General features: G+C 66.9%; 13 protein-coding genes. 2 read left to right on the top strand and 11 right to left on the bottom strand.

The window, feature by feature from the left end:
* Window positions 1-272: 272 nt before the first annotated feature.
* The gene (locus tag FHS03_RS02685; RefSeq protein ID WP_183439448.1) at window positions 273-1124 is read right to left on the bottom strand and encodes an AraC family transcriptional regulator; all 852 of its coding nucleotides are present in this window, start codon (window positions 1122-1124) and stop codon (window positions 273-275) included.
* A gap of 110 nt (window positions 1125-1234) precedes the next feature.
* Here FHS03_RS02685 and FHS03_RS02680 point away from each other — a divergent pair, with 110 nt between their 5' ends.
* On the top strand, window positions 1235-2641 hold the full coding sequence (locus tag FHS03_RS02680) for an MFS transporter (RefSeq protein ID WP_183439447.1): 1407 nt from the start codon (window positions 1235-1237) through the stop codon (window positions 2639-2641).
* 134 nt (window positions 2642-2775) lie between these two features.
* On the opposite strand, the gene FHS03_RS02675 is transcribed toward FHS03_RS02680, so the two are convergent.
* The 8 genes from FHS03_RS02675 to FHS03_RS02640 all read right to left on the bottom strand — a co-directional run bounded on the left by FHS03_RS02675 (window position 2776) and on the right by FHS03_RS02640 (window position 12796).
* Entirely contained in the window at window positions 2776-3984 is a 1209-nt protein-coding gene (locus tag FHS03_RS02675; RefSeq protein ID WP_183439446.1) for an arabinose transporter, read from the bottom strand.
* Window positions 3985-4012: 28 nt separating this feature from the next.
* Window positions 4013-5440: an efflux transporter outer membrane subunit gene (locus FHS03_RS02670; protein ID WP_183439445.1), complete on the bottom strand. Its 1428-nt coding sequence runs from the start codon at window positions 5438-5440 to the stop codon at window positions 4013-4015.
* Window positions 5437-8586, bottom strand: a complete 3150-nt coding sequence (locus tag FHS03_RS02665) for an efflux RND transporter permease subunit (protein ID WP_183439444.1) — start codon at window positions 8584-8586, stop codon at window positions 5437-5439. Before FHS03_RS02665 ends, FHS03_RS02670 begins: the two co-directional genes overlap by 4 nt.
* 4 nt (window positions 8587-8590) lie before the next feature.
* Entirely contained in the window at window positions 8591-9745 is a 1155-nt protein-coding gene (locus tag FHS03_RS02660) for an efflux RND transporter periplasmic adaptor subunit (protein ID WP_183439443.1), read from the bottom strand.
* A 328-nt stretch (window positions 9746-10073) separates the two neighbouring features.
* Window positions 10074-10406: a hypothetical protein gene (locus FHS03_RS02655; protein ID WP_183439442.1), complete on the bottom strand. Its 333-nt coding sequence runs from the start codon at window positions 10404-10406 to the stop codon at window positions 10074-10076.
* A gap of 11 nt (window positions 10407-10417) precedes the next feature.
* Window positions 10418-10672 carry a hypothetical protein gene (locus tag FHS03_RS02650; protein WP_050410792.1) on the bottom strand — a complete coding sequence of 85 codons (255 nt, stop codon included), beginning with the start codon at window positions 10670-10672 and terminating at the stop codon, window positions 10418-10420.
* A gap of 20 nt (window positions 10673-10692) precedes the next feature.
* Window positions 10693-12483, bottom strand: a complete 1791-nt coding sequence (locus tag FHS03_RS02645; RefSeq protein ID WP_183439441.1) for a S8 family peptidase — start codon at window positions 12481-12483, stop codon at window positions 10693-10695.
* A gap of 40 nt (window positions 12484-12523) precedes the next feature.
* A complete protein-coding gene (locus FHS03_RS02640; protein ID WP_183439440.1) occupies window positions 12524-12796 on the bottom strand; it encodes an ACT domain-containing protein in 273 nt (90 codons plus the stop codon).
* A 304-nt stretch (window positions 12797-13100) separates the two neighbouring features.
* On the opposite strand from FHS03_RS02640, the gene FHS03_RS02635 reads away from it, so the two are divergent.
* Window positions 13101-15704 carry an MXAN_6230/SCO0854 family RING domain-containing protein gene (locus FHS03_RS02635; RefSeq protein WP_183439439.1) on the top strand — a complete coding sequence of 868 codons (2604 nt, stop codon included), beginning with the start codon at window positions 13101-13103 and terminating at the stop codon, window positions 15702-15704.
* Window positions 15705-15746: 42 nt separating this feature from the next.
* Here FHS03_RS02635 and FHS03_RS02630 read toward each other — a convergent pair whose 3' ends face one another.
* Entirely contained in the window at window positions 15747-17468 is a 1722-nt protein-coding gene (locus FHS03_RS02630; RefSeq protein WP_183439438.1) for a M12 family metallo-peptidase, read from the bottom strand.
* A gap of 85 nt (window positions 17469-17553) precedes the next feature.
* Window positions 17554-19233: a M12 family metallo-peptidase gene (locus FHS03_RS02625; protein ID WP_183439437.1), complete on the bottom strand. Its 1680-nt coding sequence runs from the start codon at window positions 19231-19233 to the stop codon at window positions 17554-17556.
* Window positions 19234-19244: the final 11 nt, after the last annotated feature.

Raw genomic sequence — 19244 nt, 5'->3', positions numbered from 1 at the left:
AATGCGAAGCGGGGAGCGCCCAACACAAGGGGGGCTCTTGATCAGCGGCAAGTATAACCCGCACGTGTTTCCAGACGGCACTTTATTTTCACCATGTGTCGACCCCACAACTCGACGAAAAAGCAAGTTTTCCTTGCTTGCATGCAAGAGAAACATGGTTTGGAGACTGGGCGGCAGGGGCGGCCCTCGGGACGGGTGGTAATGTTGGGAAATCATTAACATATGTTTACAGCAAGATCACACCCCTCCCCTAAACCGGGGATGGGGGAAATTTAATCGCGCTTGCCGGCAAAATACCGGGCGGGGGAAGCGCCGAAGCTGCGCCGGAACATGGCGATGAAACTGCTCGGATTGGCATAGCCGAGCGCATCGGCCACGCCGGCCACCGGCTCGCCCTGGGCCAGGCGCTCCAGCGCGCGCAGCAGTTGGGCCTGCTGGCGCCATTGGGCGAAGCTGCAACCGGTCTCGGCCAGGAACAGCCGGCTCAGGCTGCGCGCCGACAAGCCGCCCCAGGCCGCCCACTGCGCCAAGGTGCGGCCCGCGCCCGGCTCGGCCAGGATGGCGGCGGCGATGCGCTGCAGCCGGCGGTCGCTGGGCAGGGGCAGATGCAGGCGTTCGCGCGGCGCCAGCGCCACTTCGTCCAGCAGCACGGCCAATAAACGTTCCTGGTGCGCACTGAGCTGGGCCTGGCCGCTCCAGTCCGCCGCGCGCTGCACCAGGGCGCGCAGCAGGGCGCTATGGCCCAGGACGCAAGGCTGGGCCGGCAGCATAGCGCTGGCGGCCGGTGCCACCAGCACCGCCCAGCCGCTCATGGCGCCGCTGACGCTGATCTGGTGCGCCTCGCCCGGTGGAATCCAGCCGGCCCGGTGCGGCGGCAACAGCCAGGACCCGTGGCGCGTGCGCACATGGATCAGACCGCTTTCCACGCAAAACAGCTGGCCGCGCAGGTGGCGGTGCCAATCGTATTCCCGGGTGCCAAGGCCGAACTCGGGGTTGCGCTCGTCAGCCGCCCACAGTGCGATCAGGGCCGGTCCGTCGGCACGCTCGGCCGGGTCGATCAGCGGATCGGCGCCCGGCGCGGACGGCGCGGCGCCGGCAGGCGGCGGGGACAGATGAGGCAGCATGGCTGGATTTCGCTATTTTTAGTCCAAACAACGATATCACCGCAGGCCGGGCTTGTCTAACACTGGAGGCAGGGCGGCCAGCCGGCCGCCGCCATGACCAAGGAGTTCCCATGTCCAGCCCTATCGTCCTGCCTCCCGCGCTCTTGCGCCCCCATCTGCCGCCCTGGGTGGCGGTCGCCATCGCCTGCCTGTCCTCCTTCATGGTGGTGATGGACGGCGCCATCGTCAACGTCGCCCTGCCCAGCATGCAGGCCGAGTTGGGCCTGTCGGCCAGCCAGCTGCCCTGGGTGGTCGACGCCTATCTATTGGTACTAGGCGGTTGCATGTTGCTGGCCGCGCGCGCCGGCGACCTGTTCGGCCGGCGCCGCGTGCTGCAAGCCGGACTGGCCGTGTTCACGCTGGCCAGCCTGGCCGGCGGACTGGCCGCCAGCCCCACCCTGCTGCTTGGCGCGCGCGCCGTGCAAGGCTTGGGCGCCGCGGCCCTCGCCACCTCGACCCTGGCCGTCATCGTCGCCGTCTACCCGCATGGCGCGGCGCGCGGCCGCGCGATTTCCTGCTGGGCCGCCTCGAGCGCCATCGCCTCGGCCTGCGGCGTGCTGATCGGCGCCGTGCTGACCGCCCAGGCCGGGTGGCGCTGGGTTATGTTCGTCAATGTGCCGCCCGGCCTGCTGTTGATGGCAGCCGTCTCGCTCAGCCTGCAAGGCGGCGGCGCGGCGGCGGCGCGCGATCGCCCACCGCTGGACCTGGCCGGCGCGGCCAGCGTCACGCTGGGCATGGGCGCGCTGATCTACGGCCTGTCCCAGGGCGCCGTGCTGGGCTGGAGCAGCGCGCCGGTGCGGCTGGCCCTGGCCGCCGCCGCGCTGCTGCTGGCCGCCTTCCTCCAGTGCGAACGGCGCGTGGCCCAGCCGCTGCTGCCCCTGGCCATCTTCCGCCTGCACAATGTCCGCATGGGTAATATTGTCGTTTTGGGCTTGGGCGCCTCACTGACGGCCGCCAGCTACCTGAGCTCGCTGGTGCTGCAGCAAGTGGCCGGCTATGGCGTGCTCGACACCGGCCTCGCCCTACTGCCCATGAGTCTGGCGCTGGCCGTGGCCGCCATCGTCTCGCGGCCGCTGTTGGATGGCGGCCTGCGCCGCCTGCCCTTCTATGGCGGCCTGTGCAGCGCCGCCGGCCTGCAATGGCTGAGTCATCTGCCGGCCCAGCCGGTATTCGCCAACGACGTGCTCGGCCCCACCGTGCTGACCGGCCTCGGCCTGGGCCTGATGTTGATGACCGCCACCCACACCGCGCTGGCCGGCGTGCCGGGGCGCGAAGCCGGCCTCGCCTCCGGCCTGTTCAACACCGCGCGCCAGCTCGGCGCCGCCCTCGGCATCGCCCTGCTCAGCACCCTGGCCCACGCCATCGCCGCCCAGCAATCCCCGCTGGCCGGCTACCAAGCCGCCTTCAGCGCCACCGCCGTGCTCAGCCTGGCCGCCGCCCTCGCCTCCCTGGCCCTGCGCCCCAGCGCCCCCGCTTGATCTAGCACAAACAATGTCCACCCTGGTGTCAGGCACCAGAACCGGACATTCTTTGAGATTAATCAAGAAATGTCCGACCTTCGTGCCTGACACCAGGGTCGGACATTGTTTGATCTGGCGCAAACCCAAACTGCTCAGGCAGGCACTTTCTTGGTGCAGAGCCAGGCGGCGACCAGGGCGGAGAGCAGGACCAGCACGGCACCGCACAGGTAGACGGCATTGACGCCGGCCGCGGTGGCAACAGCGCCGGCCGCCGGGCCGGTCAGGCCGAGCGAGATGTCGAGGAAGGCGACGAAGGCGCCCATGGCGGCGCCGCGGCTTTGCGGCGGGGCGCGCCGTACCGCTTCGACGCCGAAGCCGGGGAAGGCAAGGGAGTAGCCGAAGCCGGTCAGGGCGGCGCCGACATAGGCCGCCAGGCTGTGCTCGGCGCCCCAGATCAGCAACTGGCCGAGCGCTTCGATCAGCACGCAGACCAGGGCCACGCGCGCGCCGCCGATCTTGTCGGGCAGGTGACCGAACAGCAGGCGGGCGCCGATGAAGGCCAGGCCGAAGGCGGTGAAGGCCAGCGCGGCGTTGTCCCAGTGGCGGGCGGCGAAGAGCAGGGCGATGAAGGCGGTGATGACGCCGAAGCCGGTGCTGCACAGGGCCAGGCCGAGACCCGGCACCCAGACGCTGCCCAGCACTTTATAAAACGGCAGGCGGCGCGCGGCGGCGGGCGCGATGCCGCGCACCGGCAGCACGATGAGCAGCGCCAGCAACGGCACCAGGGCGGTGGCGCTGGCGACGCCGGCAAAGCCGTAGGCGCTGTACAGCGCCATGCCGGCCGGCGCGCCCAGCGCGTAGGCGCCGTACATGGCGATGCCAACCCAGGCCATGACCTTGCCCGCGTTCTGCGGTCCGACCAGGCCCACGCCCCAGCTCAAGGCGCCCGTCACCACCAGGCTTTCGCCGCAGCCCAGCAGCAGGCGTCCCAGCAGCAGCACGGCCAGCGCCGTGGAGGGCTGCCCGGTGAAGGCCAGCGAGCATAGATAGGCGATGCCCGAGGCGGCAGCCACCAGCAAGCCGGTGAGGACGGCGCGCCGCGCGCCGCGCGTGTCGGCCAGTCCGCCGGCCCAGGCGCGCGACAGCAGGGCAAAAGCGAATTGGCTGCCGACCGTCAGGCCGACCACCAGGGTGTTCATGCCCAGGGTGTTTTGCAGATGCAGGGGCAGCACCGGCAGCGGCAAGCCTATCGTCAGAAAGCCGACAAAGACGGCCAGCACGATGGGCAGCAGTTTCAACACGATGGATGCCTGTCCTTGCGCGGCGGGCCGCGCTTGGGCATGGGTGGGGGTATGCGACATAAATTCCTTTCTACTTTCTATTCAGTGATCAATGGCCCTGGTCGAAACCACCGGCGACAGCGACATAGCTGCGCGCGGTGGCGAGGGCGAGGTCGCGGCTGGCCGAGAGCAGCTGCTCTTGCGCGGCCAGCGCGGTGCGTTCCGCTTCCAGCACGCCGAGCAGGCTTTCCGTGCCTTCGCGGTAACGGATGCGCGCCAGCCGCGCGCTTTCGGCCGACAGTTCCTGCGCGCCTTGCAGCTGGCGCGCGCGCTGGCGCAATTGCGTCCAGTTGGCGATGGCGGTATCGCTTTCCTCCAGCGCGATGGCGACGGCCTTGTCGAAGCCGGCCGCAGCGGCGCTGACGTCGGCCGATGCGGCGCGCTGGCTGGCGGCGAGCGCGCCGCCGTCGAACAGCGACCATGACAGCGTGCCGCCGGCGCGCCAGCGCGATGCCTCGCCGCCCAGCCATTCGCCGGCCACGCCGCTGCCGCCCAGCAGGGCCGCAAGACTGATGCGCGGGAAGCGGTTGGCCTGGGCCACGCCCACGCGCGCCGTGGCCGCCGCCAGCGCCCTTTCGGCGGCGCGCACATCGGGACGGCGTCCCAGCAGCGCGGCCGGCGCGTCGAGCAGCAGGCTGTCCGGCAGGCGCCAGGCCTGCGGCTGATCCAGCGCCGCCAGCGGCGCCGCATCCAGACTCAGGCCGCTCAAAGTGGCTAGGCGATTGCGCGCGGCGCGGGTCTGGGCGCGGTAGAGCGGCAGGCGCGCCGCCAGCAGGCTCAGTTGCGCTTCGTAGCGCAACTGCTCGGCGCGCGCGGCGCGGCCGGCGGCGACGCGTTCACGCACCAGGCCGAAGGTTTGCCGCTCATTGTCGATCTGCGCCTGCAGGCATAGTTCCAGCATCTGCGCGCCGCGCAGCTCCAGATAACTGTCCACCACCTGGGCCAGGATCAGGCGCCGCATGTCCTCGCGCCAGGCTTCGCGCTCTTCGAGCGAAGCCTGCGCCGCTTCCACGCCGCGCCGCACGCGACCAAACAAGTCCAATTCCCAGCCGAAGACCAGCGCCGCCTGGACGGGATTCGCGATGCGCGCCACGCCGTCCGGGCTTTCGCCCGCGTTCAGGCGCGCATGGCTGGCCGCGCCTTCCAGATTGGCGCCGGGCCAGCGCGCGGCGCGCGCCACATTGGCCTGTTCGGAGGCGGCCTGCACCCGCGCCAGCGCAATGCGCAGGTCGTAGTTGCCTTGCCAGGCCTGCTGCACCAGCGCTTCCAGCCGCGCATCGCCGAACTCGCGCCACCACAGGGCTTGCGGCAAACCTTCGCGCAAGCCCTGATCGGCTGCAGTTGAGGCCACGGCCGAAGGCAGGCGTTCGGGCACTGCCGATGCCTGCGGCTTGCGGTAATCCGGTCCCACGGCGCAGGCGGCCAGTCCCGCCGCCGCGCAAGCCGCCGCGCTCACGCGCAATAGCCATTTCTTCATGCTTGTTCTCCCATCATCTGCTGCACCGCGTTCCGCTCGCGCCGGCGGCGCGCCAGCAAGGTAAAGAACAGCGGCGTGAACACCAGTCCGAATACGGTCACGCCGATCATCCCGGCAAACACCGCCGTACCCATGGACTGACGCATCTCGGCCCCCGGCCCGCTGGAAAACACCAGCGGCAAGACGCCCATCAGGAATGCCAGGGACGTCATCAGGATCGGCCGCAGACGGGTACGCGCGGCGGCGATCGCCGCCTGCGCCGCGCTGGCGCCTTCGGCATGGGCCTGGCGCGCGAACTCCACGATCAGGATGGCGTTCTTGGCGGCGAGGCCGATCAGCACCACGATGCCGATCTGGGTCAGCACATTGTTGTCCAGTCCACGCCAGGACACGCCCAGCAGCGCCGCCAGCACGCACATCGGCACGATCAGCACCACCGACAGCGGCAACAACCAGCTTTCGAACAGGGCCGCCAGCAGCAGGTAGACGAAGACCACGGCCAGGACCAGCGCCACCAGGGTGGAGCCGCCCGCCTCTTTTTCCTGCAAGGCCAGCTCGGTCCATTCGTAGTCGAAACCGGCCGGCAGGCGCGCCCGCATCAGCTCCTCCATCGCCGCAATCGTCTGGCCCGACGAGAAGCCCGGCTTGGTCGCGCCCTGGATTTCGGCCACCGCATACAGGTTGTAGCGCGGCACGCGGAATGGCGCCGTGCTTTCGCTGAAGCTGGCCACGCTGCCCAGCGGCACCATGGCGCCGTTCGAGGCCCGCGTCTTCAGCGCCGCCAGGTCTTGCGGCGTGCGGCGGTAAGGTGCGTCGGCCTGCGCCGTCACGCGCCACACGCGGCCCATCAGGTTCATATCGTTGACGAAGACCGACCCCAGATAGCTCTGCATGGTTTCATTGATGCGGTCCATGGTCAGGCCCAGCATCTCGGCGCGGGTGCGGTCCACATCGACCTTCAGCTGCGGCGTCAGCGCGTTATACGGCGTGAAGGCGTTCGCCACCGACGGCAGCTTGGACGCGGCGCCCACCATCTCGCGCGCCACCGCCTGCAAGGCTTGCGGTCCCTGACCGTTGACGTCGCGGATCAGCAGCTTGAAGCCGCCGCCGGTGCCGATGCCCGGCACGGCCGGCGGCGGAATCACCTGCACGCGCGCGCTGCTGATCGGCGCCAGCGTCTTGCGCATGGCGGCCAGCATGGCGGGACCGTCCAGATGCTCACGGCCACGCTCATCGAACTCCTTGAACACGGCGAAGATCACGGCCGCATTCGGTGCCGAGGTGAACGTCGCGCCATCGGTGCCGGCAAAAGCCGAGGTGTGGGCGATGCCCGGCTGCTTGAGCAGGCGCTGCGCCGCGTCGTGCACCACCTCGGTGGTGCGCGCCAGCGTGGAACCCGGCGGCAACTGGATCGACACGATGGCATAACCACGGTCCAGCTGCGGCACGAAGCCGGTCGGCGTCGCGCCGAAGCGCCACACCGTCAGCGCCAGCAGCAGCAGGTACAGCGGCAGCATCAGCCAGCGGCGCGACAGGGTGAAACCGGTCAGGCTTTCATAGCCGGCCGAGAGGCGGCCGAAGACGCGGTCGAAGCCCGCCATCCAGCGCCCGGCCAGGCTGGCCGCATAGGCCGCGTCGCGCGGCTTGAGCAGCACGGCGGCCAGCGCCGGCGACAAGGTCAGCGAAACCAGGGCCGAGATCACCGTGGAGGCGGCGATCGTCACCGCGAACTGGCGGTAGAACATGCCCGAGATGCCGTTGATGAAGGCGGTCGGCACGAACACCGCCACCAGCACCAGGGCGATGGCGATCAGGGCGAAGCCCACTTCGTTCATGCTGCGCCGCGCCGCCTCGAACGGCGAGAGGCCGTGTTCGATATGGCGCTCCACGTTTTCCACCACCACGATGGCGTCGTCGACCACAATGCCGATGGCCAGCACCAGCCCGAATAATGAGAGCGTGTTGAGGGTATAGCCCATACCCGCCATCAGCGCGAAGGTGCCGACCAGCGAAACCGGGATGGCCAGAATCGGAATCAGCGCCGCGCGCCAGGAACCGAGGAAGAGCAGCACCGCCAGGCAGACCAGCAGCACGGCCTCGAAGATGGTGTCGCGCACCTTCTCGATAGAGGCGCGGATGAATTTGGTCGGGTTGTAGTAGGCGTGGTAGTTGAAGTCTTCCGGGAACTTCTGCTTGAGCTGCTCCAGCTGGGCGATCACGCGGTCGGCCGTGGCCAGCGCATTGGAACCGGGCTTCTGGCTGACGCCGATGGCAACCGCGGTCTGGTCGTCGACAAAGCCGTTCTCGGTATAGTCGAGCGCTCCGGCCTCCACCCGCGCCACATCGCGCAGGCGCACCACGCCGCCGCCGTCGGCGCTGGGCGCGATGACGATGGACTGGAATTCCTCCACGCTGCGCAAGCGGCCCTGGGTCTGCACCTGCATCTGGTAAGCGCCTTCACCGGCGCCGGGCGGCTGGTTCAACACGCCCGCCGCCACCTGCACATTGGCGCGGCGGATGGCGGCCACCACTTCCGGCGCGGTCATGCCGACCGCCGCCACCTTGGCCGGATCGAGCCAGACGCGCATCGAGAAATCGCGCGCGCCACGGGTGTACAAGTCGCCGATGCCGTCCAGCCGCGCCAGCGTGTCCTTCACGTTCGCGCTGACATAATTGGAGATGAACTGCTGGTCATGCGTGCCCTTGGGCGAGACGAAGTACACCACCATCATCAGATCGGGCGAGGATTTTTTCACCACCACGCCAAGGCGCCGCACTTCCTCCGGCAGGTGCGGCTCGGCGATGGCCACGCGGTTCTGCACCAGGGACTGGGCTTCGTCCACATTGGTGCCGGGACGGAAGACGGCGCTGATGGTCAGCTTGCCGTCGCCCACCGACTGCGAGGACAGATACAGCATGCCATCCACTCCGTTCAACTCCTGCTCGATGGGGGCGGCCACGGTATCGGCGATTTCCTGCGCCGAAGCGCCCGGATAAGTGGCCTTGATGGTGACGGTGGGCGGCACGATTTCGGGGAACTCCGAAATCGGCAGCTTGAAAGCCGCCACCCCACCGATCAGGGTCAGCAGAATCGACAGCACCGCCGCGAAAACGGGACGCTGGATAAAGAAATGGGAAAAGCGCATCGGGCTACGCTCCCTTGCCGTGCACAGGCTTGGCCCCAGCCGCCGCCGGCGCCAATTGCACCCGCTCGCCCGGCTTGACGCGCTGGGCGCCGCTGACGATCACCTGGTCCTGCGCGCCAAGCCCCGCCAGCACCACGCGCTGCGTGCCCACCAGTCCACCCAGCTGCACCGCGCGCGGCGCCACCTTGCCTTCGGCATCGACCACCAGCACCAGCTTGCGCAGCGGTTCGCTCTGGATCGCCGCATCGGGCACGGTCAGCCTTGGCTGCGGCTCGGCCGCCGCAATGCTGACGCGCGCGAAATAGCCGGGCAAGAGCGCATGATCGAGATTTGGCAGGCTGGCGCGCACGCGCACCGTGCCCGATTTGCTGCTCGCCTCATTGTCGATAAAGTCGATATCGGCGCGCAGCGGCGCGGCGGCGCCGTCGAACTGCAGTTGCACCTGTTCCGGCAAGCGCGGTTGGCGGCGCAGGCGCTGGAAGTCGGCCTCGGTGATGTCCACCGTCACGCGCACGGGACTGAGCGAGACGATGGTGGTCAGCGGCGCGCCCTGGGCCGCGCCGCCCGCGACATAATTGCCCACGTCGATGCGGCGGTCGGACAGCTTGCCGCTGATGGGCGCCGTGATGGTGCTGAACTCCAGCTCAAGCTCCGCGTTGCGCAACTCGGCCTGCGCCATCAGCACCGCCGCCTGCGCGCCGTCGGCTTCGGCGCGCGCGCGGTCCAGCTCCTCCGCGCTGCTGGCACCGGTTTCCTGGGTGCGCGTCAGGCGCTGCAACTGGGCCGCCGCCAAGGTCTGGCGCGCCTTGGCCTGGGCCAGGCCGGCGCGCGCGCGGTCGCGCGCCGCCAAAAACGGCCGCTGGTCGATGACGAACAGGGGATCGCCCTGTTTCACCACCTGGCCATCGCGAAATTTGATGGCCGCCAGATAGCCCGCCACGCGCGAGCGCACTTCCACGCGCTGCGCCGGCTCGACGCGGCCGGTGTAGTCCAGGCTTTCGCCCACCAGCGCGCTCGCTGGATGAGCCACTCCCACCACGGGCAGCGGCGGCGGGCCGGACGCGGCATTCCCCGACGGCGCGCAAGCCGTCAACGCCGCCGACAGCAAAGCCGCCAGCGGCAGCAGCGCGGCCGACGCGGCAATTCTTTGTTTGAACATTGGATTTCCCTTGGACGAGTAAACGTGAGTAATTGCTCAAATTGAAGGTTCATAATATGAGCAATTACTCAGTCCGAAAACTCGCGTCCTGGGTCATCCCGCGGGCACAGACGCCAAGGCAGGGCAAGCCCCGCCTGCAGCCCACTCACCGCTCCGCTACTCGCATTTTCAATACGCCGCCGGTTTGATCCAGCGCAAAAAATGTCCCACCCTGGTGTCAGGCACCAGGGTGGGACATTTACTGATCTAGATCAAAGAATGTCCGGCTCTGGTGCCTGACACCAGGGTGGACATTGTTTGATTTAGCGCAAATGGCTCTGGCGCGACCTTACTGCGGCGCGCCGCCGCCGCTGCTGTCACCCTCCGGCGTCCGGCTGCCGGCGTCGGATGATACGCGGCGCAAGGCCTGCACCAGTTCCAGCGGCGGACCGCCGCCATCCATGCCGTCGCGCGCGCCGCCCGGCGCCGGCGGCAGGGCGCCGGCTTCGCCAATCGCCCGCAGCAATTGGGCCGATGGCGGACCGGCATCGGTGGCCGTTGCGGCGCGCCCTGGCTCGTTGCCGGCGGCGCCCAGGGTGGCGGCGTCATCCGCCACCACACGCGGCGCGGCGCGGCTTCCGGCGGCGCCGGACTGCTCGTCGGTTTCGATCACGATACGCATATCTCCCCCTTTCAGTTCAGCACCGCGTAACGCGCTTCGATATTCACCGGGTCAGGCGTGACATTGCGCACGCTGATCCAGTACGTCAGGTTGTTGGCGTCGGCCCGTTCGACCTCCACATCCCAGTCCACCTGGGGCGAACCGGGGCGCGGCGACGTGGAGACCACATTCCACGCCACATGCCAGCCCTGCGGCCAGTTGAACGTAAACCAGCGGCGGGTGGCGCCTGCGGGGACCGAACCGGTAAATTGCACTCCAACTCTCATGATCTGTTCTCCTTGACGTTTTACCAGCCCAGCACCGCATAACGCGCTTCGATATCGCAGGGCGCGGCGCTGACGTTGGTGATGGTGATCCAATAGGTGATGTAAGCATCGGAGGCGCGTTCCACCTGCACCTGCCACTTGATCTGCGGCGCGCCGGGTCGCGGCGTGGTCGGAATCACCGTCCACAGCACATGCCAGTGCGCCGGCCAGTTGTAAGTGAACCAGCGGCGGCTGGCGCCCGCCGGCACCGTGCCGTGGAACTGCACGCCGACCCAGGGCGCAACGGGCGCCGTGACGGCCGCCAGGATCTGGCGCAGATTGGGGCGGTTGCCGATGCGCTGGGTGGCCGGGCGGCCCGGCGCGTCTTGCTGCGGCGAGCCGGTGCTGCGCAGCACATCGCGCGCCCTTGCCGGCGACAGCGGAATGCGCCCGCGCGCGCGCAGCACGCCCTGGGTGCAGGCCAGCGCGCCCACCACGATGGGCGATGCGCTTGAAGTGCCGCTGAAACGGTCGGTGTACCACAGGTCCGCGTTGGTGCCGCCCTGCAGGTCGCCATAGCCGGTGGTGGTCACTTCGCGGCCCCAGCCCTGGGCGTCGATGCACGCGCCGAAGTTGGAGAAGCCCAGGCGCGAACGGTCCGGACCGTGATCGTGGTCGTGCGTGCCCGGCGGCGGCGCGCCCGCCCCCACCACCACGGCGCCGCACTGCGGATTGGCGCGGTTGAAGGGGTTGGTCCAGGTGGCGGGGAAGCCGGCGGGACGCGCGTTGTACAAGCCGTCGTCCAGATTCTCGGCACCGTTGCCGGCCGCCTCCACCACGATGATGCCCTTGCTGCTGGCATAGCGGATGGCGGCGAAATCGTCGGGCCACCATTCGACGGCGATATAGCCCAGCTGGTCGTCGCGCCCGGCGAAGTTGTAGCGCGGGCCGGGCCGGTGGATTTCCAGCAGCATGATGTCGCCCGGTCGCAGGCGGTCGGCCGCGTCGCGGATGGCCGTTGCCGTCGGCATGGAGAAGGCCACGGCACTGATCACGGCCTCCGGCGCGATGCCGGTGATGCCGATGCCATTGCGGTCGCCGCTGATCTCGCCCAGCACGGCGGTGCCGTGGTTGGTGTCGCTGGAGCCGGTGCCACCGACGATGCCGCCCTGGTTCTGGATCAGGTCTTCATGGCTGAAGCGCCAGCCCCACTCCAGGTCGATGACGCGCACGCCGCTGCCGCCGCCGCCACTCTGGGTCCAGGCATAGCGCGCATCGATGCCGCCAGGCGCCGCATCCAGATAGCCCTGGCGGCTGGTGAAGTCGGCGGTGACAGGCGGCGCGTCCTGGATATCGGGCGTCATGGAATTGAGCGCTTCCCACTCCACGTCGCGCGCCGCGTGCGCCAGTTCGGCGGGCGGCTTTACATAAGCGGCGCTGACCATGGGCTGCTGCGCCAGCTGCTTGGCCAGTTCCGCCATGCGCTCGGGCGCCGCTTCCACGCGGTAGAACACCGACAGGTCCGGCAGCTCGGCGCCATCGACGGCCGGCGCAGCCTGCTTCTCGCGGCGCAGCCGGTCCTCATTGCCGAACAGCGGCTCCAGCACGATCTGCTCGGCCTCCAGCAGACGCGCCAGCGGCGCCACGTCGGCGCCCGACGCCGATTCGACGCCATCGCGCTTGGCCCGCAGGCCATAGCCCGGCTCCGCCACGACGATCAGCTCCCATTCGCTGCTCGGTCCCGGCGGGAAAGCGCCGCCGCCGCCGGGCGGATCGCCCGGCCGCTGCCCGGCAGAACGCTGCCCGGCGGGAAATACACGGTTCTTTTGCATCGCACATCCTCCTTGGATTGCTTGCTGTGGTCTCTTTCTTTCAGGGCGCTTCGTCGCGCGGCTTGAGGTATGCTGCCTCCACGCCCGGTACCTGCAGGAGGCGTTCGATTACGCGCGCGGCGATGTCCTGATCCTGAACATCGATGTGGAAAAAGCCTGAAAGCGCAGGGTCGCCGCTGTCCGGATGCAGCGCTTGCAGGGCCAGGCCCGACTGCGCCAGCACCTGCGCCAGCTCGTTTGCCGCCGCCGCCTCCCTTCGCTGCTGCTGGAAAAGACGCGCCGTCCCGGCTTCGAGCTGCACGACGATCTGCATAGGTCTTCCTTTTTAAGTGGATCTTCACGCCCCTGGTTTGGGCCGGAGGCGCTCAACCACTATAGGATGCAAGGACGGCAAGTTTGTCGCGAAATTGTCGGCATCTCATCTACATAAAAGTACTTGTCAAAAAATGAAAACGGCTTGAGCGATCCGGGCAAGATGGGTTACGATTGCATTCGAGAAGGCTTAGGCCGGACTTCCTTCTACTCCAATTCAGTCTGGCCGCTTTCCTTCTCACCCCATGCGCGGACGATGGCCATGCCATCCTCCGCTTTTCTTTTTGCCCAGCCAGGATGGCCCCATGCAAACAAGCTTTCCCGCCAGCGCAGCGATACTGCTGCGACGCCAGTCCCAGGTCTTCGCCGCGGCGGGGGACGGCCAGCTGCCAGCGTCGCATCTGGAAGCGTTTGAAATCAATCTGGCGGGCATCGGCTATGCCATCTCGACGCGCTTGCGCGCGCGCCTGGCCACCGGCACGGCAGCGCAACTGGGCGCCTTGCAGCAAAACATACTGGCCACGCTGCTGACCGCGTTCGGCGGCCAGCGCCGCCACCAGCCCCTGTTCCGCCGCTTCCCCGAGGACGTGCCGGACAATACCTTCGACCTGTGGTGCCGCAAGGTGCTGAGCCACTTCATGCAAGCCGAAGGACAAGCCTGCCTGCACTGCGGCCAGACGCATACCACCCATGTGCTGAATCCTTGCCGCCATGTGGTGTGCAGCGCCTGTTTCGACGGCAGCAATTACTCGGCCTGCCCGGTGTGCGAGCGGCAGGTCGATCCCGGCTCGCCCTTCTTCCTGCCCGCCCCGGAGCGCGCCACGGCGCCGCCAGCGGCGGCAACGCCGCTCAAGCTGCTGACGCTGGGCGAGTCGCTCGAAGCCAGCGCGCAGGCGCTCTTCGTCTCCTTCTGCGAACGCAAGCAAGCCTTGTCGCCGGTGGACAAGGATGATTTCCAAGCCTTGATACGCGAACGCGGCGCCGCCATCCTGGACTGGATGCCGGCTGCCATTCCGGTGCGCGAAAACGTGGCCCTGCTGTTCGGCAGCCTGCTGCGGCACCTCGCGCCCGATGCCGTGATGGCGGCGGCGGCGCCCTATTTCAACAGCGCCACCGATGCCCTGCGCCTGCTGGCCGCCTATTCCGGTGCGGACCCCGCGCTGCAAGGCGATACGATTTTCCGCGAACGAGATACCGCGACGCTGCGCGCAATGCCAAAATATCAGGCCTTCTTCGCCCCAGGGTCTTACTGGCTGCAGCGCCAGACCATACCCATAGCGCAGCTGAACAAGCGCTTCAAACTGGCCAAGCTTGGCCGTCCGCTGCGGCGCGCCCTGCTCGCCTATCTGGAAAGCCTTTCCCCCGAATCGCGCACGGAAGACATGCTGCGCCATCGCTCCTATTGGGTATGGCTGGGGGAATTCCTGCATCCGCACGAATACCAGAAGCGCTATCCGGGCGTGGCGCACTCCTTCGCCATCGTACGCAAGAAGGCGCCTGACGGCACGCCCGCGCCGCTTTTCCGCAGCTACTACGCGCGCCTGGAGCAAAGCGCCCAGCAAAAGGACAGCAGCGGCATGCTGCGCCTCTTGTCGCAACGTCCCGGCGAACTGGCGCGCCGCTTCGACCATGCCCTGCGCATCGCCGGCGGCGACGCTGGCGCGGAAGAACAGCTGCTGACCACCTTCGCCAGCATGGTGGAGCGCTTTGCGACGCCTGTGTTGCTGACGCTGGCGGCGCTGCTGCCCACGCGCGGCGCGCCGGCGGCCGCGCGCGTCTACTGGCCCAAGGGCAAAGCGGCCAAGGGCGTATTCGGCCCGGACCAGCGCCCCTCCCTGACGCCGGCGGCCATCAGCCGCGCCCTGGCGCTGGTGGAAGGCGAACTGCTGCGCCGCTTCGCGCAAAAAGAGCACTACAACGATTTCGTCATCGACAGGACGCTGGATACGGTTATGGCGCCGTTCAACGAAAGAACGGCCAGCCGTTCGGCGATCCAGCTGCCGCGCGGTTCAGCCATCGATATCGATCTCGAATTTCCGAAAACGCTGCGCCTGTTCCTGCATTGGTGCGAGCCGCAACGCGGCGGCCATACCACCGACCTTGACCTGTCGGTCGCCTTTTACGATGAGGCCTGGGCGTATCTCGGCGTCTGCTCCTACTACCAATTGACGCTGACCGGCAAGAGCGGCGCCGGCATCGCGCGCAGCGCGGGCGACCTGCGCAGCGCGCGGCATCCGGACGGAGCGACCGAATTTGTCGATATCGACTGCGGCCAGGCGCGCCAGGAAGGCATCCGCTACGCCGTCGCCGTGGTGAATAATTATGGCGGCATGCCTTTTGAGGAGCTGGAGCATGCCTTTGCCGGCCTGATGCTGCGCGACGACAAGCATGGCGCGCACTTCGATCCGCGCACGGTCCAGCTGAAATTCGATCTGCAAGGCGAGAACGGCATTTTCCTGCCGCTGGTGCTCGACCTGGAACAACAGCGTCTGCACTGGCTCGACGTCTATTCCAAAGGCGAGTTCGAATTCAACAACGCCGCCTCCTCGCATGCGGCCATCACGGCGATCTGCCCGGCGCTGATCGCGTACTTCGCCAGCGGCGTGCGGCCCTCCATGTACGAGCTGGCCCTGCTGCATGCGGCCGCGCGCGGCCAGCGGGTCAGGCTGCGCGGCGGCGAAGAGTGTATCGTCACGCGGCTTGCCGGCGAATCCAGCGCGGACTTCCTGGCGCGGCTGCGGGCAGACGACGGCGCAAGCGCCGCCGCGTCCACGGAAGATGGCGGCGCCGCCCCCATCTTCGCCGCCCTGCTGAAAGGCGATCTGGCACTACCTGCCGGCAGCCAGGCCTACGTGCTGCAGCCAGGCGAAACGGCGGCCACCATCGCCGCCAGCGACCTGATTTCCTGATTTTTCAGATGCCATGGCGACGTTAGCGACCGCCTTCCATATTTACAGCGCCGGGCCGACGAAGCAGGCCTTGCCGATGCCAACGGCAGGATTGCCAAAGGCGTCGTCACTGCAGGCGATCGGCCCGCTCACTGTGCGGTAGAAGAACTGGCCGTTGGCGCCATAGGCGACAGTCTTGGTGCCTGAGACGGCGCATTGGCCATTCTCTGCGGCGCAGTATGTGAAGCCGGCCGGTCCGATATAGCAGGCTTTCGGCGTGCCGAAAGCCGGATCGCCAAAGACGTCGTAATTGCAGCCTATGCTGCCGCTGGCCAGCTTGAAGGCGAACTTGCTGCCGGCGCCGAAAGCGACGAATTGCGTTCCGTTAAAGACGCAGTTCCCCCATTCGTTCGCGCACTTCTCGTAGCCTATCCTCGCCACATAGCAGGCTTTCGGCACGCCCGGAAGGGGATCGCCGAACGCGCCGTTATCGCAGGCGATGCCGTTGCTGGCGGTACGGTACACGAATTTATCATTGGCGCCATAGGCAACCGTCCGCGTTCCGCTGAAGCTGCAGTTTTCGTGCTCGGCGGCGCAACGGGTATAGGCTTGCGTGTTGCGGAAAGCGGCGATGGTGGCGGCGGTTTCATTCAACACCCTGGCATTGTTGCTGGTGTCGGCCGTTCCCATCGGGAAGCCGTTGTAATTCACATCAGGATTGGACCAGTATTGCAGACGGGCGCACTCGCCCTTGCATTCGTAAGCCATAATCGTCCGCCAGGCCGGTGCCGACGATGTATGCTGGTGGCCATGCCCGTAAGCGAAGGGGGTCTGGGTGGGATCGTTGCCCATATTATGGCGCGCGCCCTGCAAATGCCCCAGCTCGTGCGCAAACGAGTAATAGCCGGTGGCACAGCCAATATGCACGGCGGCGAAGGCGGTGGGAGCCGTCGCCAGGATCTCATCCGCCTGGCCGCAGGATTCATCCTGGTTTACCACCAGCATGGCGATGTCCGCGCCCGTGATATTGCGGCTGTTCAGAACATCGTTCATCTTTTTGAGATCGACGAGAATCTGGTCGTAGTCCTTACCGCTCTCGGAGTAAGTGACCTCGAATGTGCTCACCATTTTCAGCCGCAAATTGACGTTGCTGTTGATATAGCTTTGATTGGCTTCCGCCATTGCCAGCTGAATTGTCGCATCGATATCGCCGACGGCACCGCTCGCGCTCCGCGTATAGGCCACCAGCAGATTGATGGTGATTGGCCCGTCCGTGGCAGGCGAGGACGATGCCGCCTTCGGCAAAGGCGCGGCACGCCGCTCCCTCTCCAGGAACGAAGGCGATTCGTCGGGCGGGAACTTTGCCGTATCGACCTTGATCAGCGCATGCAGACCATTGCCGATCGGTTCGATTCCGTACAGATTGCCCTCTTCCGTCACCGTGCCCGTAACATTCCCGTTTCGGAAGACCAGGGTCGCCGTGCCATTCCGGGCGGACAGCTTGCCGGACCAGATGACGTTACTGGCGCTGTGGCTTTCCAGTTGCACCCGCGCGAAGTCGAGCGGTTTGCGGTCGGGGATGGTCATACGCAGGCTACCCGCTTTTGATGCCGCCTCGTTCAAACGCACCAGCGTCACACTGGCGCTGGTCGGACGCTTTGCGATCTGATCGAGCTTGCGTTCCTGGACGGCATCCAGGTCATCGGCCTTGCCGGTCAATACGGGCGTGAAGAACTCCAATGCCTGCGCCCACCCTGGCACAGGCATCAACAGCGTGAAGACCAAGGCGAGCAATGCTAATAAAGAGTTTGAGCATCTCTTCATGAGTATCTCCTATCAGTCCAACTTAATCGGAAATGGGGGATGCGCCCTACAGTGCCGGGCCGACGAAGCAGGCCTTGCCGATGCCAAAGGCGGGATCGCCAAAAGCCGCGTCGGTACAGGCGATCGGCCCGCTCACGGTGCGGTAGTAAAACTGGCCGTTGGCGCCATAGGCGACAGTCTTGGTGCCGCTGACGGCGCATTGGCCGTTCTGGGCCGAGCAGTAGGCATAACCGGATGGCCCTGAATAGCAGGCTTTCACCACGCCAGGATTCGGGTCGCCGAAAGTGCCGTTATCGCACATGATGTTATTGGTGGCCAGCTGGTGCGCGAACTTGGTGCCCGCACCATAGGCGATCGACTGCGTGCCGGCGAAGCTGCAGTTCTGATGTTCGGCGGTGCAGTAGGCATAGCCGATCTTGCCGGCATAGCAGGCTTTCGGCGTGCCTGGCAGCGGGTCGCCGAAGGTGCCGTTATCGCAGACAAAACTGCCGGTCACGGTACGGTACACGAACTTCCCGTTTGCCCCGTAGGCGATATTGCGCGTGCCGCTGACCGTGCAGGTTTCATGCTCGGCGGCGCAGCGCGTATAGGCCTGCGTGTTGCGGAAGCTGGCGATGGTGGCCGCCGTTTCGTTGAGCACGCGCGCATTGTTTGCGGTGCCGGTATTGCCCATCGCGTAGCCGTTATACGTCACCGATGGATTCGACCAGTACTGCAGACGGTTGCAATTGCCGGCGCAGTTATAAGCCATGATCGTGCGCCATGCCGGAGCGGGCGCCGTGTGCTGGAAGCCATGCCCATACGGGAAGGGCTGCTGGCTCGAATCGTTGGCGATGTCGTGGCGCGCACCCTGCAGATGGCCCAGTTCGTGGGCGAAGGAGTAGTAGCCCGTCGCGCAACCGATATGCACCGCCGCGAAGGCGGTGGAAGCATTGGCCATGATCGCATCGGCCATGCCGCAGTAATCGGACTGGTTGACGATCAGGACCGACATATCCGCTGCCGTGATATTGCGGTTATTCACCACATCGTTCAAGCCCTTGAAGTCCTGCACGATCTGCTCGTAGCTTTTGCCGCTTTCGGAATAGCCGACCTCGAAGGTGTTGACCTTGGCCAGGCGGATATTGATATTGCTGTTGATGTAGGACTGGTTGGCCTCAGCCACGGCCAGGTCGATGGTGGCGTTGATATCGCCCACCGAGGTGCGCGCCGACGCCGTGTACGCCACCAGCACATTGATGACGGTCGGCCCGTCAGCCTGGGCGGCGGACTGTTTTGTCTCCGGCAGCGGGGCCGGCTTTTGGCTTTGCTTTTCCCGGAACGATGGCGGCTCGTCCTCGGGGAATTTGCTCTGGTCGACCTTGATCAGGGCATGCACGCCCTGGCCCAGCGGTTCGATACTGTACAGATTGCCGTTATCGCGCACGCTGCCCGTCACATTGCCGTCGCGGATGACCAGGATCGCCGTGCCGGGAATGCCGGCCAGCTTGCCATACCAGGTGGCGTCGGTGGGACTGCGCGTTTCCAGCTGGGTCTTGTTGAAGTCCAAGGGTTTGCTACCGGGCATGGCCATGCGCAGGCTGCTGGCCTGGAATGCCGCAGCGTTCAGGCGGATCAGCGTCACTTCCTTGGTGGTGGCGCGGCCCTGGATCTGGCCCAGGTGCCGGGATTGGACCGCATCCATTTTGCCGGCTTGGCCGGCCGGTATGGCGGTAAAGAAGTCCACGGTTTGCGCCC

Source organism: Pseudoduganella violacea (assembly GCF_014191875.1).
Lineage (GTDB): Bacteria > Pseudomonadota > Gammaproteobacteria > Burkholderiales > Burkholderiaceae_D > Rugamonas > Rugamonas violacea_A.
Note: the sequence above shows the minus strand (reverse complement) of the source record. Positions and strands in the feature narration are given on the sequence as shown.

Bases quoted from the DNA above. Each gene is read 5' to 3' on its own strand.
- FHS03_RS02685 (WP_183439448.1), bottom strand. From the start codon at position 1,124: ATGCTGCCTCATCTGTCCCCGCCGCCTGCCGGCGCCGCGCCGTCCGCG.
- FHS03_RS02640 (WP_183439440.1), bottom strand. From the start codon at position 12,796: ATGCAGATCGTCGTGCAGCTCGAAGCCGGGACGGCGCGTCTTTTCCAG.
- FHS03_RS02655 (WP_183439442.1), bottom strand. From the start codon at position 10,406: ATGCGTATCGTGATCGAAACCGACGAGCAGTCCGGCGCCGCCGGAAGC.
- FHS03_RS02680 (WP_183439447.1), top strand. From the start codon at position 1,235: ATGTCCAGCCCTATCGTCCTGCCTCCCGCGCTCTTGCGCCCCCATCTG.
- FHS03_RS02635 (WP_183439439.1), top strand. From the start codon at position 13,101: ATGCAAACAAGCTTTCCCGCCAGCGCAGCGATACTGCTGCGACGCCAG.
- FHS03_RS02675 (WP_183439446.1), bottom strand. From the start codon at position 3,984: ATGTCGCATACCCCCACCCATGCCCAAGCGCGGCCCGCCGCGCAAGGA.
- FHS03_RS02660 (WP_183439443.1), bottom strand. From the start codon at position 9,745: ATGTTCAAACAAAGAATTGCCGCGTCGGCCGCGCTGCTGCCGCTGGCG.
- FHS03_RS02665 (WP_183439444.1), bottom strand. From the start codon at position 8,586: ATGCGCTTTTCCCATTTCTTTATCCAGCGTCCCGTTTTCGCGGCGGTG.
- FHS03_RS02645 (WP_183439441.1), bottom strand. From the start codon at position 12,483: ATGCAAAAGAACCGTGTATTTCCCGCCGGGCAGCGTTCTGCCGGGCAG.
- FHS03_RS02670 (WP_183439445.1), bottom strand. From the start codon at position 5,440: ATGAAGAAATGGCTATTGCGCGTGAGCGCGGCGGCTTGCGCGGCGGCG.
- FHS03_RS02650 (WP_050410792.1), bottom strand. From the start codon at position 10,672: ATGAGAGTTGGAGTGCAATTTACCGGTTCGGTCCCCGCAGGCGCCACC.